At 71.9% G+C, this 14,807-nt stretch carries 15 protein-coding genes and 2 pseudogenes; 11 read left to right on the plus strand and 6 right to left on the minus strand.

The window, feature by feature from the left end; translation table 11 throughout:
* Window positions 1–7: 7 nt before the first annotated feature.
* Window positions 8–826, minus strand: coding sequence for an SDR family oxidoreductase (locus ACIO3P_RS11295; RefSeq protein ID WP_401848978.1), 819 nt, complete (start codon window positions 824–826; stop codon window positions 8–10).
* Between the two features lie 158 nt (window positions 827–984).
* On the opposite strand from ACIO3P_RS11295, the gene ACIO3P_RS11300 reads away from it, so the two are divergent.
* Window positions 985–1,599, plus strand: coding sequence for a helix-turn-helix domain-containing protein (locus tag ACIO3P_RS11300; RefSeq protein WP_329828332.1), 615 nt, complete (start codon window positions 985–987; stop codon window positions 1,597–1,599).
* A 107-nt stretch (window positions 1,600–1,706) separates the two neighbouring features.
* Here the strand turns inward: ACIO3P_RS11300 and ACIO3P_RS11305 are convergent.
* A pseudogene (locus tag ACIO3P_RS11305) lies at window positions 1,707–2,108 on the minus strand (DJ-1/PfpI family protein); the annotation flags it as partial.
* Window positions 2,109–2,245: 137 nt separating this feature from the next.
* Here ACIO3P_RS11305 and ACIO3P_RS11310 point away from each other — a divergent pair.
* Together ACIO3P_RS11310 and ACIO3P_RS11315 are read left to right on the plus strand one after the other, a co-directional pair.
* Window positions 2,246–2,329 (plus strand): annotated as a pseudogene (locus ACIO3P_RS11310) (hypothetical protein); the annotation flags it as partial.
* Window positions 2,330–2,413: 84 nt separating this feature from the next.
* Window positions 2,414–2,551, plus strand: a complete 138-nt coding sequence (locus ACIO3P_RS11315; protein ID WP_329828331.1) for a hypothetical protein — start codon at window positions 2,414–2,416, stop codon at window positions 2,549–2,551.
* Between the two features lie 137 nt (window positions 2,552–2,688).
* On the opposite strand, the gene ACIO3P_RS11320 is transcribed toward ACIO3P_RS11315, so the two are convergent.
* From ACIO3P_RS11320 to ACIO3P_RS11330, 3 genes are all read right to left on the minus strand, one after another.
* The gene (locus ACIO3P_RS11320) at window positions 2,689–3,333 is read right to left on the minus strand and encodes a hypothetical protein (protein ID WP_401848980.1); all 645 of its coding nucleotides are present in this window, start codon (window positions 3,331–3,333) and stop codon (window positions 2,689–2,691) included.
* Window positions 3,334–3,509: 176 nt separating this feature from the next.
* Window positions 3,510–6,146: an FtsX-like permease family protein gene (locus ACIO3P_RS11325; RefSeq protein WP_401848981.1), complete on the minus strand. Its 2,637-nt coding sequence runs from the start codon at window positions 6,144–6,146 to the stop codon at window positions 3,510–3,512.
* A complete protein-coding gene (locus ACIO3P_RS11330) occupies window positions 6,143–6,988 on the minus strand; it encodes an ABC transporter ATP-binding protein (protein WP_401848983.1) in 846 nt (281 codons plus the stop codon). The genes ACIO3P_RS11325 and ACIO3P_RS11330 overlap by 4 nt, the downstream gene beginning before the upstream one ends.
* 160 nt (window positions 6,989–7,148) lie before the next feature.
* Here ACIO3P_RS11330 and ACIO3P_RS11335 point away from each other — a divergent pair, with 160 nt between their 5' ends.
* The 7 genes from ACIO3P_RS11335 (at window position 7,149) to ACIO3P_RS11365 (ending at window position 13,495) form a co-directional block, all read left to right on the plus strand.
* Window positions 7,149–8,396, plus strand: coding sequence for a sensor histidine kinase (locus ACIO3P_RS11335; protein WP_401848985.1), 1,248 nt, complete (start codon window positions 7,149–7,151; stop codon window positions 8,394–8,396).
* 4 nt (window positions 8,397–8,400) lie between these two features.
* Entirely contained in the window at window positions 8,401–9,045 is a 645-nt protein-coding gene (locus ACIO3P_RS11340) for a response regulator (protein ID WP_401793778.1), read from the plus strand.
* 186 nt (window positions 9,046–9,231) lie between these two features.
* A complete protein-coding gene (locus ACIO3P_RS11345) occupies window positions 9,232–10,434 on the plus strand; it encodes a serine hydrolase domain-containing protein (protein ID WP_401848987.1) in 1,203 nt (400 codons plus the stop codon).
* Between the two features lie 419 nt (window positions 10,435–10,853).
* On the plus strand, window positions 10,854–11,018 hold the full coding sequence (locus ACIO3P_RS11350; RefSeq protein ID WP_329828324.1) for a hypothetical protein: 165 nt from the start codon (window positions 10,854–10,856) through the stop codon (window positions 11,016–11,018).
* A gap of 43 nt (window positions 11,019–11,061) precedes the next feature.
* A complete protein-coding gene (locus tag ACIO3P_RS11355) occupies window positions 11,062–11,355 on the plus strand; it encodes a Dabb family protein (RefSeq protein ID WP_329828322.1) in 294 nt (97 codons plus the stop codon).
* Window positions 11,356–11,531: 176 nt separating this feature from the next.
* A complete protein-coding gene (locus tag ACIO3P_RS11360) occupies window positions 11,532–12,380 on the plus strand; it encodes an RNA polymerase sigma factor SigF (RefSeq protein ID WP_329828321.1) in 849 nt (282 codons plus the stop codon).
* 233 nt (window positions 12,381–12,613) lie between these two features.
* Entirely contained in the window at window positions 12,614–13,495 is an 882-nt protein-coding gene (locus ACIO3P_RS11365) for an RNA polymerase sigma factor SigF (RefSeq protein ID WP_329828320.1), read from the plus strand.
* Between the two features lie 248 nt (window positions 13,496–13,743).
* Here the strand turns inward: ACIO3P_RS11365 and ACIO3P_RS11370 are convergent, their stop codons facing one another.
* Entirely contained in the window at window positions 13,744–13,953 is a 210-nt protein-coding gene (locus tag ACIO3P_RS11370) for a hypothetical protein (RefSeq protein WP_329828319.1), read from the minus strand.
* A gap of 311 nt (window positions 13,954–14,264) precedes the next feature.
* On the opposite strand from ACIO3P_RS11370, the gene ACIO3P_RS11375 reads away from it, so the two are divergent.
* A complete protein-coding gene (locus tag ACIO3P_RS11375) occupies window positions 14,265–14,801 on the plus strand; it encodes a MarR family winged helix-turn-helix transcriptional regulator (RefSeq protein ID WP_401848989.1) in 537 nt (178 codons plus the stop codon).
* Window positions 14,802–14,807 lie beyond the last annotated feature (6 nt).

Below are 14,807 nucleotides of genomic sequence, written 5' to 3' on the forward strand. Positions count from 1 at the left end.
GGGCCGGTCAGCCCTGCGCGAGCCGGGAGACGTGCTCCCAGTCGGCCCAGGTCTTGAGCCGCTCGGCGTAGAGCGGCTCGATGATCTCGATGGGCTCGGTCCCGAACAGCACGCGCAGCGGCGGGTTCTCCGCGTCGACGATCCGCAGCAGGGCGGCGCCGGCGTTGGCCTTTTCGCTGTGGCGGGCCTCGCTCATGCGGGCCGCCATGGCCTCGCGGACCGCGTCGTAGGCGGGGTTCAGCTCGGCGTGCGTGGCCGAGGAACCGGCCCAGTCGGTGCTGAAGCCGCCCGGCTCGACGATGGTGACCTTGATCCCCGCGCCGGCGACCTCCTGGGAGAGGGAGTCGCTGAAGCCCTCCAGCGCCCACTTGGACGCCTGGTACGCGCCGAGCGACGGGAAGGCGGCGATGCCGCCGACGGACGAGATCTGCACGATGTGGCCGCTGCCCTGCGCGCGCAGGATCGGCAGCACCGCCTGGGTCACCCAGAACGCGCCGAAGAAGTTCGTCTCCATCTGGTCGCGCACCTGCTGCTCGGTGACCTCTTCGACCATGCCGAACAGTCCGTAGCCGGCGTTGTTGACCACGACATCGAGGCGGCCGAACTTCTCGTGCGCCGCGGCCACCGTGGCGGCGACGGCGGCCTTGTCGGTGACGTCGAGTGCCAGGGGCAGCACCGCGTCGTCGCCGTACTCGGTGACCAGGTCCGCCAGCGTCGCCGCGTTCCTCGCGGTCGCGGCGACCTTGTCCCCGCGCTCCAGCGCGGACTCGGCGAAGGCACGGCCGATGCCGCGGGACGTACCGGTGATGAACCAGACCTTGCTCATGACTCCTCCTTGGGGGATGGCCCTGGACGGTCGCCCGGGGCTGCCCCGGGCGACAGCTTCACCGTACCCCAGAAAGTTAGACCCGTACAAAAATAGCCTCATCCAGAAATGCATCCGTCCAGAAATCGCACGTAGGATGGACACATGGGAGGAACCACATGAACTTGCGCGAGCGCAAAAAACTGGCCACCTGGCGCGCCATCCAGAGCGCCGCGCTGCGGCTCTTCGACGAGCAGGGGTACGAGGCCACGACGGTCGAGCAGATCGCGGAGGCGGCGAACGTCTCGCGCGCCACCTTCTTCAACTACTTCGCCGGCAAGGACGCCGCGGTCCTGGACCAGGATCCCGAGGAGCGGCTCAACTGGCAGACCCTGATGGACGGGCGTCCCGCGGACGAACCGCTCTGGGACTCGCTCACCGCGATCCTGACGGGGTTCTGCGAGAGCCTGCGCGACCGCATGCCGGTGCAGCGCCACCTCAAGGCGCAGTCACCCGCCTTCGCGCAGTCGGCCCAGCGCTTCGGCGAGCAGTTCTTCAGCGACCTGAGGCGCTGGGTGGACTCCCGCACCACCGGCGCCGACGAACTGACCCCCGTCCTCCGGCTGAACCTCGCGGTGGCCGCCACGCTCACCGCTTACGAGACCTGGCCTGTGGAAGAGTCGTTCGACGGGTTCCTGCGACGCCTGGAACGCTGCCTGCGGCAGGCCGGACCCGGCCCCAGCCCCAGCACGGACACGGGCACGGACACGGGCACGGGCGAACGGTCAGAGTGACGGTTCGCCCCACGCGTTCCCCGCCGGTTCGGGGGCGCAGTGGGCGCGGCGGTAGGCCAGTGGGCTGAGCCGGCCACGGTCGCGCCGTGGTCCCTGCGGACCAGATGGAGGAACAGGTCGATACCGGCCGCCGCGCCGGCGGCCGTCAGGATGCGTCCGTTGTCGACGAACAGCACGTCCTGATCGACCTCGACCTCGGGGAACAACTGGGCGAACCGGCCGCACAGCGCCCAATGGGTGGTGGCCCGCAGCCCGTCCAGCAGGCCGGCCGCCGCCAGCAGGAACGCCGAGGTGCACAGGCTGACGATGCGGGTCTCGGGCCCGAACCGGGCGAAGGCCGCGGCGACTTCGGCGGGCAGTTCGCCGGTGGTGAGCAGATGTTCGTCGGGCTCCTGGGTGGCGATCACCACGGTGTCCGCGCGCTCCAGGAGCGATTCGTCGTGGTCGACGACGATCCGGAAGCCGTCGTTCGTACGGACCGGGCGGCCGCCGGGCGAGCAGGTCGTCACGGAGTGGAGCCGTTCCCCGGCCGGGTCGAGGGCCTCGTTGAAGACCCGGGCCGCGTCCGGTCATCTCCGTCCCCGGCGGTGTCTCGGACGGCCTGGCCGCCGCGGCCGGGCAGGCGGGTGTACGTACCAGCCCGCTGCTGGTCGAACCGGACGCCGCGGCTCTGACGGCCCTCGCCGGTCTGGTCGACTCCGGCGCGGTCCGCGTCGAAGTCGAATGTACGTTCGCACTGGAGGAGGCCGCCGAGGCGCACCGGCTGGGCGAGACCAACCGCACCCGCGGGCAAGCTCGTACTGGAGGTGGCGCGATGACGTCGACGACCGCACTCGTGGTGGGAGGCACCGGGGCCATGGGGTCCCGGGTGGTGCGCGCTCTACACCCCGAACTCGCCACCTTCGGCGACTGGTTGACCACCACCGGATGGGACGGCGCCGCCGGGGGATGACCCGCCACGGCCTTCGTACTGGTCAAGTGCCTCTTGGGTCGGAGCACAGGATCAGGCGAAGGCCGTGTTCACGTCCCCCCGAATCTCCGTACACCCGGTTCCGCGCCGCCTCCGCTGTGCGGCGCCCCTCCGGGGCCCTAGAAGTGCCGCAGCCGCAGCAGGAACTGGCAGCCGCCGGAGCGGCCGTCGGCGTCGATCGCCACCGTGACCGGGGTGCCGACGAAGGCCGAGCGGTACTGGCCCGCCGGCAGGGCGTTCGGGCACTGGCCCGCGTCGCCGTCGGCGTAGAACTGGACGTCGAGGACGATGTTGCCCGTCACGGTGAAGGTGAGGTTGCACCAGCCCGGCCGGCCGTCGGTGTCGAGCCTGACGGCCTGTCCGAACACCGGGATCGGCAGGATCGGCATCGGGTAGGCGCTCTGGTAGTTCCCGCACTGACCGGCGTCACCGCCGGTGCTGGGCTGGAGTGCGTAGCTGATGGAGGCGCCCGCGAGGGTGCTGTCCGGGTCGTAGACGCCGAACGCCAACTGGCAGCCGCCGGCACGGCTGTCGGTGTCGAAGCGGATGGCCTGCGTCCACTCCGGCGAGGCGGCCCACTGCTCCCCGGTCCTCCCGCCGCACTGGCCCGCGTCGCCGTCGGCGTTGAACTGGATGCCGAGCTGCGGGGCGGCGGCGCTGAGCGGGGCCGCTTCCGTCGCGTACGCCGCCGTACCGGACAGGCCGGCGACGATGAACGCGCCTGCGACCAGGGCGTGGGCCAGCGATCTCAGACGTCCGGTCATCCGTAATAGCCTCATACGAGTCTCCTCGGAATTCGTGGGCGCGACGGCTGGGCGCGCCGCGCCGCTGTCATGTGCCGGACAGCAGTATGGGCGCTGGCACCCCGCCCATATCGCCGTGAACACGCCAACTTTTGGCCCGTACGGACGCCGCCACCCCCAGCCGTCACCCACAGCCGTCAGCTCGGGGTGCGCATCGCCTCCAGGGGGTGGGCCCGCAGGACGCGGCCCGCCGGGATGCGGATGGCCAGGAGCGCCGTCAGGACCGTGATCGTCACGATCGCCGCGAAGACCCAGGGCGGGCCCGCCGGGACGGGGTTCGTGGTGAGGCGCAGGGAGAGGGCGGCCAGGGGGACGGCCGCCGTGGCCGTGCCCAGGAGGACCGCCGTCGCCGCCAGGAGCGTGGTCTCCGCCGTCAGCATGCGGGCGATCTGGGCGCGGGTGCCGCCCGAGAGGCGGAGCAGGGCGAGTTCGCGGGTCCGGGCCGTCGTGGTCGTGACCAGCGTCGTCGCCGACGAGAGGGCCACGTATCCGAGGATCACCGCGAGCAGCAGGCGGTTCAGCCAGTCCTGGGAGCGGGTCTGCGCGTCCTGGGCCGCCTGGAGGGACGTACGGTCGCTCACCGCCAGGCCCGGACGGTCCTTCGACAGGGGGAGCAGGGCGTCGGTCAGCGCGGGCCCGTCCGTGCCGGACGCCGTGGCGACGAGGACCGCGTCCGCGAGCCGGTCCGTCGTGTGCGGGAGGACGGTGGCGGACGGCAGCAGGACATCGCCGAAGCCCAGGTTGGCGCGGTACACGGCGACCACCCGGGGCTTCACCCGCGTGCCGTCGCCGAGGACGAGCGCCACCCGGTCGCCGACGGCCTTGCCCAGCCAGCGCGCCTCCGTGTCGCTCAGCGCGACGGTGTCGCCGCGCAGGTCGTCCAGGGTCCCCGAGGCGACCGGCAGGTCCAGCGTGCCCCGGACGCCCGGGCCGTCGATGCCGTACGCCGTCGAGCGGGACAACGACTCGTCGAACAGGGTCCGTTCGACCGCCACCACCTCGGTCGAGACCAGCGGGGTCACCGCCGTCACGCCCGGTACCCGCCGTACCGCCGCCGCGACGTCCGGGGCGACGCCGCCCGCGCCCGTCACCACGTACGGCGCGACCGTCGCCGCCCGCGCCTGGTACTGCGTCGCCTCCGACAGCGTGGTCTGGCTGTAGAACTGGCTGCTCGCGAAGCCGATCGTCAGCGCCAGCGGCGTCACCGCCGCCGCCAGCCGCCGCGAGCCCGCCGCGCTGTTGGCCGCCGCGAGGTAGCCGGCCACGCCGAAGCGCCGCAGCAGCCCCGTGCCGGCGATCCGGGCGAGCGCGGCCGTCAGACGCGGGCCGAGCAGCGCGATACCGGTCAGGGCGAGCATCGAGCAGAGCACCGCGGGCACGCCGGCCAGCTTCTGCGGTACGGCCACCACCGCGCCCAGCGACACGACCGCCATCCCCAGCACGACGTACCCGCCGATGATCCGGCCGCGCCCGATGTCCGGGCGCTCCACCACGGACTCCCGCAGCGCCGCCACCGGACCGATCCGTACCTGCTTACGGGCCGCCGCCCACACCGCGAGCCGCGCCGTACCCAGGCACAGCAGTACGGCGGCCGCCGCGGGCACCGGGCCGATCGAGAGGGCGAAGCCCTCCTCGATCACGCCGATCCGGGCGAACCCGTCGCGCAGCGCCTGCGCGGCGAGATACCCCGGCGCGATACCGAGCAGCGCCGCCGCGCCCGACACCAGCAGCACCTCGGTCGCGAGCATCCGGTGGATCTGCCGCGGGGTGGCCGCCACCGCGCGCAGCAGGGCGACCTCGCGCCGCCGCTGGTGCACCACCAGCGAGAGCGTGCCCGCCACGACGAGAAGGACGATCATCAGGACGAAGCCGCCGAACGATCCCGACACCAGGGTCAGTACGGAGCGCGACTGCGCGGCCCCCAGGAACTCGACCTCGCCGCGCTCCACGCCCGACCGCACCACCGCCCGCTCGGCGCCGTATCCCTGCGCGGCCAGGGCCTGTTCGACGCGGTGCGTGAGCGTGTCGCCGGTGGCCCCGTCGAACAGTCCGGCCAGTCCGGCCGGCGCGTCGGTCCGTACGCCCGGATCCGCGAGGACCCCGATCGCCACGACCTCCCGCGGGTGTCCCGACAGTTCACGCGCCCGCTCGTCGGTGAAGAACAGGGCCGACTGGCGCGGCAGCGCGTCGGCGCCCGGCGGCGCCGCCACCCCGGCGACCCGGTACGGTACGGCGCCGTCCGCCGTGGCGATCCGTACCGTCGACCCGACGCCGGCGCCCGCGCGCCCGGCGGTCCCCGCGTCCAGCACCACCTCGCCGGGGCCGCGCGGGGGCGCGCCGGCGCGCAGCGTGTACGGGGTGAGCGCAGCCGAGCCCCAGCCGTGGCCGAGCGTCGTACCGTCGCCGCCCTGTCCTGCGGTCATCAGCGTGACGGGGAAGCTGAGTTCGCCGATCGCCCGGCGGACGCCCGGAACCGCCGCGACCGTCTCCACCAGCTTCGCGGGCAGCAGGGCCCGCTCGGGCAGCGTCTCCACGAGGTCCGGGCCTTCCGGCACGTCCGCCGTGACCGACTGGGCGGCACCGGCCACGACCGGGGCCGCCGCGTACCGCTGCGGGGCGATCCCGGCGAACAGGCCCGACTGGAGCAGCACCCCGCAGGCCGTGACGAGGATCGCGCCGCCGAGCACCGCGAGGAACGACGCGACGAACTCGGTGCGGCGGGCGCGGATCGACCGCCAGGCGAAGGAGAGCGTGGAACTCCTGACGTTCTTCACCGCTCCCCCAGGTGGGTCATCCGCGCCGCCACCGACTCCGCTGTGGGCGCGTCGAGTTCGCCGACGATCCGGCCGTCAGCGAGGAAGACGACATGGTGCGCGTACGAGGCGGCGACCGGGTCGTGGGTGACCATCACCACCGTCTGGCCGAGCGTGTCGACCAGCCCGCGCAGCAGCCGCAGCACCTGCGCGCCGGTGTTGGTGTCGAGCGCGCCGGTCGGCTCGTCGGCGAAGACGACGTCGGGGCGGGTCACCAGCGCGCGGGCGATGGCCACGCGCTGCTGCTGTCCGCCGGAGAGTTCGTTCGGCCGCCGGTCCAGCAGGCCGTCGAGCCCGACCGCGGAGACGATCTCGGCCAGCCAGGCGGGGTCGGTCCTGCGTCCCGCGAAGCGCAGCGGCAGGGTGATGTTGTCGGTGACGCCGAGGGCGGGGATCAGGTTGTACGCCTGGAAGACGAAGCCGATCCGGTCGCGCCGCAGCTCGGTCAGCGCGGTCTCCTTCAGCGTGGAGAGGTCGGTGTCGCCGAGCAGCACCCGGCCTGACGCGGGCCGTTCCAGGCCGGCCGCCAGGTGCAGGAACGTGCTCTTGCCGGAGCCGGAGGGGCCCATGACGGCGGTGAACGCGCCGCGGTTGATCCCGGCCGTCACCTCGCGCAGCGCGGTGACGGTGCCCGCGCCGTCCGACCCGCCATTCGACCCGCCGGAGCCGCCCGCGCGCCCCGAACCGCCCGTACCGCCCGCCCCGTACACCGCCGTCGCCGCCTCCAGCCGTACGGCGAAGTGCGACGGCGCCACCGGCGGACGCGCCCCTCCCGACTCCTTGAGCCACCCCTTCAGCGCCATGACCCGACCCTTCGTCCGTGCGTTCGACAGTGGAGTCGACCGCCAGACCGCGTCGACGTCCTGACGGTAGGTCGGAGCCATTGACACGAACCATCCCGCGCGTGCCATGATCGAAGGTAGAGCCCACTCCACCACGCGCGTGCCAGGGAGCATTTCCGACGTGAGCGACCCCGCCCCGGGCCGACAGCGGCTCCGGCTTCGGACCTGGGCGCGGGAGACACCCCGGCAGGTGAAGTTCCTCGCGATCGGCGTCGGTTCCGGCATCGCCTCCTGGTTCGCCCTCATCGCGCTCGTCCTGAGCGTGGCGCCGGTCGTCACGCTGCCGCTGCTGCCCCGTACCGCCAGGGCCGTCCGCCGGCTCGCCGCGTTCGAACGGCGCCGCACCGCCGCCTTCCTCGGTACGCCGATCCCCTCGCCCGCGCGGGAGCCCGCCGACGACCACGCCGACTTCGCCGCCGTACTGACCAGCCCCGGCACCCGCCGCGACACCGGCTGGCTGACCCTTCAGGCCACGCTCGGCACGCTGACCGGTCTGGTGGGCGTCGGGGCGCCCGCCGGCGTGGTGCAGAACGTGGTGATCGCCACGCTCTGGCCGGTCATCCCCGGCGCCGTGACCACGCTGGACGCCCCCGTCACGTCCTGGGGCGGCGCCGGACTCGCGCTGGCCACCGCCGCCGGGTACGGCGCGCTCGGCGTGCTCCTCGTCCCGCCGCTGGCCCGCTGGTACGCGCGGATCAGCGCCGCACGGCTCGCGCCCCCGAAGACCTCGCTCGTGGAGCGCCTGGCCGAGGTCACCGCCACCCGGGCCGCCGCGCTCGAAGCGCACGGCACCGAACTGCGGCGCATCGAACGCAACCTCCACGACGGGACGCAGAACCGTCTCGTCGCCGTCGTCATGCACCTCGGCATGGTCGAACGCGCCCTGCACCGCGACCCGGCGTCCGCCCTGCCCATGGTGCTCACCGCCCAGAACGCGGCCACCGAGGCGCTCGGCGAACTGCGCGAGGTGGTCCGCTCCATCTATCCGCCCGTACTGACCGACCGCGGGCTCTCCGGCGCGGTGGCGGCGCTGGTCGCGCACTGCGCGATCGACTGCACCCTCGACGCGGGGGAGCTGCCGCGCGCGCCCGCCGCCGTCGAGGCCGCCGCCTACTTCGTGGTGGCCGAGGCGCTCACCAACGCCGTCAAGCACAGCGGGGCAATGCGGATCGCCGTATCGCTCCACGCCGAGGGCGACCTGCTCACGGTCGAGGTCACGGACGACGGCCGCGGCGGCGCCGACGACGCCCTCGGCACCGGGCTCGTCGGGATCGAGCGCCGCGTCGCCGCGTTCGACGGTACGACCAGGCTCACCAGCCCGCGCGGCGGCCCCACCGTGCTGCGCGCCGTCATCCCCCTAGGAGTGTGAGCCCGTGCGCATCGTGATCGCCGAGGACGACGCCCTGCTGCGGGCGGGCCTCACCCACCTGCTGCGCGCCGAGGGCATCGAGGTCAGCTCCGCCGTCGACAACGGCACCGACCTGCTGGCCGCCGTCGCCGCCGACCGGCCCGACGTCGCGCTCGTGGACGTACGGATGCCGCCGACCTACCGCGACGAGGGGCTGCGCGCCGCCGTGGAGGCGCGGCGCCGGCAGCCGGGGCTCGCGGTGCTCGTCCTGTCGGCGCACGTGGAGGACAGTTACGCCACCGAGCTGCTGGCCGACGGCAGCGGCGGGGTGGGCTATCTGCTCAAGGAGCGGGTGGGGAAGGTCGGCGACTTCCTCGAAGCGCTCCAGCGGGTGGCCGACGGCGGTACGGCGATGGACCCGGAGGTCGTCGCCCAGTTGCTGGTACGCCGCCGGGCCGACGACCCGCTGCACAGCCTGACCCCGCGCGAGCGGGAGGTGCTGGGGCTGATGGCGGAGGGCCACTCGAACGCGACGATCGCCGGTCTGCTGACCGTCTCGGCGGGCGCGGTGCACAAACACATCGGCAACATCTTCACCAAGCTGGGGCTGCCCACGACGGACGCCGGCCACCGGCGGGTGCTGGCCGTGCTCGCCTATCTGAGGGCGTAGCGGACCTGACGGCGGCCGGCGGGGCCTGAGAGCGCGGTGGGCGGCCCGAGGCGCGGGCCGGGGGTGTAGTCAGCACCACCCTCCATACGCCAGCGAGCGGGATTACGGCCGTACCGGGTGCGCGGACATGCTGAGGGCCGACCCGGTCACCACCGACCCGGCCGCCCGTCCCGGAGGAGTTTCCGCATGTCCGAGCACGTCCCCACCGCCGTTCCCGTCCGCCGCCGCGGTTCCCGTAAGGTCACCGCGCTGGTCGCCCTCACGCTGCTGGCCGGCCTGGGGCTGCCGACCGCGTACGCGGCGGCCGACACGGGCCGCGGCGCCCACCAGGAGAAGCGGGACCGGCAGGGCGCGGACGTGATGCGGGGCCTGGTGGACGACCTGGTGCGCGACGGCGCACGCCCCGGCGCCCTGGCCGCCACACAGGAACGGGACGGCCGTACGCGGACGTACGCCGCCGGGGTCGGCGACCTCGCGACCCGGACCCCGGTCCCGGCCGACGGGCAGATACGGATCGCCAGCAACACCAAGACGTTCACCTCGGTGGTGGTGCTGCAACTGGTCGGCGAGGGAAAGATCGGCCTCGACGAGCCGGTCGAGACGTATCTGCCGGGCCTGCTCCGCGGTGACGGGGTCGACGGGCGCCGGGTCACCGTACGCCAGCTCCTCCAGCACACCAGCGGGCTGCCGGAGTACACCGAGGGCATCGCGGGCGACTACGCCGACTTCCAGCACCGCTACATGGAGCCGCGCGACCTGATCGACCTGGCCCTGAAGGGGAAGGCCGCCTTCCAGCCCGGCGAGCAGTGGGGGTACAGCAACACCAACTACGTCGTCGCCGGGCTGATCGTGCAGAAGGTCACCGGCCGGCCGCTCGGCGAGGAGATCACCCAGCGGGTCGTCCGGCGGATCGGACTCCAGCACACGTACTTCCCGCAGGCCGGGGAGATGAGGATCCGCGAGAAGCACCCCAAAGGCTACCACGCGGACCAGCCCGGCGGGCCGCTGCGCGACGTCTCGGTGTCCGACCCCAGCGGGGCCTGGGCGGCGGGGGCGATGGTCTCCACCAACCGCGACCTGAACCGGTTCTTCACCGCGCTGCTCGACGGCAGGCTGCTGAAGCCGGCGCAGCTCGACGCGATGCGCACCACCGTCCCGGCCACCGGGGACCCGTCGCCCGGCGCCCGCTACGGGCTCGGCCTGATGAGCAAGCCGCTGTCCTGCGGCGGCGTCTACTGGGGGCACGGCGGGGACATCCCGGGGTACGAGACCCGCGGCGGCGTCACGGAGAAGGGCCGGGCCGTCAACTTCGCGGTGACCGTCCTGCCGTCCGAGCTGGCCGACCTGGAGCAGATGGAGAACGCCGTCGACGGCGCGCTCTGCCGCTGAGGCTGCTGAAGCCGCTGAGGCTGCTGGGACGGAGAGCGAGAGCGAGGGCGGGGGAGCGGGCCCGAGCACGGGCCCGTGCCCGGGCCCGGAGGGGCCTGGCAGGGGGAGCGGCATCGGGGGGGATGAAGCCGCTCCCCCTGGGGAACCGGCCCCGTGGGTCCGCACCGCGTCAGGGGGGAGTGCGCGGCACGGACCCCGCAGAGGGAGGCCGGTTCGTCGCCCGCGGACTCTTGCCGGATCCGCGGGGCGCCCCTCCATCGTGCGGCCCTCCGTGGCACGCGCTACCAGGCGAAGGGCCCGGACTTCCGGGTCCTTGGTCCATAAATGCCGCATCAAGGGAAAAGCAGCCTCAGGGCATTGCCGTTCATACGGTTAGACTCTCGCGACCGCACGTGGGGAGACCGGGAAGGAAGCGGCCGATGGGGCAAGCGAAGAAGATCGTGCTGTACGGACTCACCGTGTTCGTGCTGTACACGATCATCACCTCCCCCGACCGGGCCGCGGACCTCGTCCAGGTAGGGTTCGAGGGCATTTCGAGCGCCGCGCAGGGCGTCGGGGACTTCATGTCGGCGCTCATCAACTAGACGAGCCCCGGACATCGCGCCATTTCGCCCCAAGGAGTGCCCCTTGATCCGCCACCTGGTCCTCTTCAAGCTCGACGAGGGCGTCTCGCGCGACGAGCCGCGGGTGACCGCCGCCGCCCAGGCCCTCACGGAGCTGGGCGGGCAGGTCCCGGAGGTGGAGTTCTGGGAGTGCGCCTGGAACATCACCGACCGCCCGATCGCCTACGACTTCGCCGTCAACTCGGCGGTCCCCGACCGTGATGCGCTCCAGCGCTACCTCGACCACCCGGCCCACCAGGCGGTCGTCGCACAGTGGCGCGAATTCGCCACCTGGGTGATCGCCGACTACGAGTTCTGAGCCGTTCGCTCCCCTCACCCCACACCTCCTCGGTGTGGGGTTTTTGGGTTTATTACCCCATCTCACCGTCAACACGGTTTTTTCGGGTGCTTGCACACAGTGGACATGTCTTGTGATGCTATGACCGCTTTTGACGGATGAGTTGACGTAGTCGACCGCAAAGGGGTGGCGTCACCGTGCCGGCCAGTACTACGCCTCAAGTGCCGCCCCAGATCGAAACCGAACGCCGGACCGAGCCCGAGCAGCGGACCTCGGCGCAGAGCCGCGGCGCGGACACCCGGGCGCTCACCCAGGTCCTCTTCGGCGAGCTGAAAGGACTGGAGCCGGGCACCAGGGAGCACGCCCGGGTGCGCGGGGCCCTCATCGAGGCGAACCTGCCGCTCGTGCGCTACGCCGCCGCCCGCTTCCGCAGCCGTAACGAGCCGATGGAGGACGTCGTCCAGGTCGGCACGATCGGGCTGATCAACGCCATCGATCGATTCGATCCGGAACGCGGCGTCCAGTTCCCCACGTTCGCGATGCCGACCGTCGTCGGCGAGATCAAACGCTACTTTCGGGACAATGTCCGGACGGTCCATGTGCCGCGCCGGCTCCACGAGCTGTGGGTCCAGGTCACCGGCGCCACCGAGGACCTGACGACCGCCCACGGCCGCTCCCCCACGACCGCCGAGATCGCCGAGCGGCTGAAGATCTCCGAGGAGGAGGTGCTCGCCTGCATCGAGGCCGGCCGGTCGTACCACGCGACCTCCCTGGAGGCCGCACAGGAGGGCGACGGGCTCCCCGGGCTGCTGGACCGGCTCGGCTACGAGGACCCCGCGCTGGCCGGTGTGGAGCACCGCGACCTGGTCCGGCATCTGCTGGTGCAACTGCCCGAACGCGAGCAGCGGATCCTGATGCTCCGGTACTACAACAACCTGACGCAGTCACAGATCAGTCAGGAGCTGGGCGTATCCCAGATGCATGTGTCACGGCTTCTCGCGCGCAGCTTCGCCAGGTTGCGATCCGCAAATCGGATCGAGGCGTAACCCCCAGGGGTAGAACCCCGGACGTTCCTCGCCTGGTGCGAAATACCCCATACCGCCTTCTTCTTGGACGTATCCAGCACCTCGATGTCGACATGTCACTACAGCGTGTTGCCGACATGTGACATTCTGCTGGAACCGCGTTTGCCGCGGCCTCCTCACCGGTATTCAGGTGGAGGCTGCGTTCCTCCGACGGGAGCGGCCGACGCGACCGTCCGCGACCTCAAGGGGGTGGCATGTCCGTAGAACAGGGCAGCTCGAAGGTGCTCACGCTCACGAAGAGCGCTCCCGCGCCTGATGCTCTCGACCATGTGGACCAGAACCACGTGGTCCAGCCACGGGTGTCCCAGCCGGAAGCCATCGACACCCGTACTCTGTCCCGCTCCCTGTTCCTGCGGCTCGCCGTGCTCGACCAGGACAGCCCGGAGCGCACCTACGTACGCGACACCCTCATCGAACTGAACCTGCCGCTGGTGCGGTACGCGGCGGCCCGCTTCCGCAGCCGCAACGAGCCGATGGAGGACATCGTCCAGGTCGGCACGATCGGCCTGATCAAGGCGATCGACCGGTTCGACTGCGAACGGGGCGTGGAATTCCCGACGTTCGCGATGCCGACCGTCGTCGGCGAGATCAAGCGGTTCTTCCGGGACACGTCCTGGTCGGTACGGGTGCCGCGGCGGCTCCAGGAGCTGCGTCTCGCGCTGACCAAGGCCAGCGACGAGCTGGCGCAGAAGCTGGACCGCTCCCCGACCGTGCCCGAACTCGCCGCCGTACTGGGCGTGTCCGAGGAGGACGTGGTCGACGGCCTGGCGGTCGGCAACGCGTACACGGCGTCCTCGCTGGACTCGCCCTCGCCGGAGGACGACGGCGGGGAGGGCTCGCTCGCGGACCGGCTCGGTTACGAGGACATGGCGCTGGAAGGCGTCGAGTACCGTGAGTCGCTGAAGCCGCTGCTCGCCAAACTCCCGCCCCGTGAGCGGCAGATCATCATGCTGCGGTTCTTCGCGAACATGACCCAGTCGCAGATCGGCGAGGAGGTCGGCATCTCGCAGATGCATGTCTCGCGGCTGCTGACCCGTACGCTCGCGCAGTTGCGGGAAGGGCTGATCTCGGACTGAGGCACGTGGACCCCGCCCACCGTCCGGTCTTCGGGAAAGTCGGGAGAGCCGAGCTTTCCGGAGAAGACGCCGGACGACGACGCGGGCGGGGTTCCGACATGACGAGCCCGCCGGGTCCGCGGAATCCCGCACGACCCTCGGCGCCAGAGGCCCCGGTATCGGGAAGGGCCTCGATATCAGGAGAGACCTCGGTGTCAGGAGAGGCCCTGGTGTCGGGAGAGACCTCGGTGTCAGAAGAGACCTCGGTGTCAGGCGAAGGCCAGCCAGGCCACCACGGCCAGGACCACGACGGCCGCGACCACACCGATGATCACTCCGGCCTTCGGCCCGCTCTGCTGCGGAGGAGCCTGCCGGCGCTGCGGCTCCCCGTCGTCGACAAACGCGCGGAACATCTGGGTGCTGCCCGCCGGGTCAGGAGTTCCCTCGGGTCCCTGCGGGGCTTGGGGGTTGTGTGCCATACGGCAGGACCCTAGCGAACCCGTGGGCCCCGCCCAACCCCGGGCCCGGGACGGATGGCCGACCGAGGCCGTTCCGTATCCCTGATCTCCCCCGCCGGAAGCCGTGATCTTCCCGGATCCTCTCCGCGCCGCCCCCGCGACCGCGCCCATGGTCCTCCCCATGGCCTTCTCCATGGCCTCCTCCATGACCCTCCCCATGCGAAGCCTTTTGGGTTCCTTTACCGCGAAGAGCCCGATTTAGTTTGCCTTCAGCAACCAACTGATCCTATGGTCTTATGGTTGCCCTAAGCAACAAGATGTCGGGAGGGGCCATGGCGGCCGCACACAGTCAGTACGCGGAACTTTCCCGGCAGATCAGTGCCGTCGGGGCCGTCAAACGCAGCCTCGCGCGGATCCTGCCCGCCGAGTGCCCGGGGGGCTCCGCCGCCGTACTGACCCTGCTGGAACGGCACGGCGAGATGCGCATGAGCAGGCTCGCCGAGCTGCTGGCCGTCGACATGTCGGTGACCAGCAGACATGTCGCGCACGCCGCGGAACGTGGCTGGATCGAGCGGTTGCCCGACCCCGCCGACAAGCGCTCGCGGATCCTGCGGCTCACGCCCCTGGGGCGGGAACTGCTCGGCGAGCTGGACCGGCGGGTGACCGAGATGTTCGCCCGGACGCTCGACGACTGGACGGACGACGAGGTCGGACAGCTCAACGCGCTGCTCGGCAGGTTGCGCAGCAGCTTCGGCGACTGCCGCGACCGCCACGAAGGCCGGTACGACAGCCGGCCCGACGGCCGGCCCGACGGCCCGTACGACACAGAAGACACACACGCCCGTACACCCATGCGGCAAGAGACGTAAGACAAG

Source organism: Streptomyces sp. NPDC087310, from assembly GCF_044744405.1.
Taxonomy (GTDB): domain Bacteria; phylum Actinomycetota; class Actinomycetes; order Streptomycetales; family Streptomycetaceae; genus Streptomyces.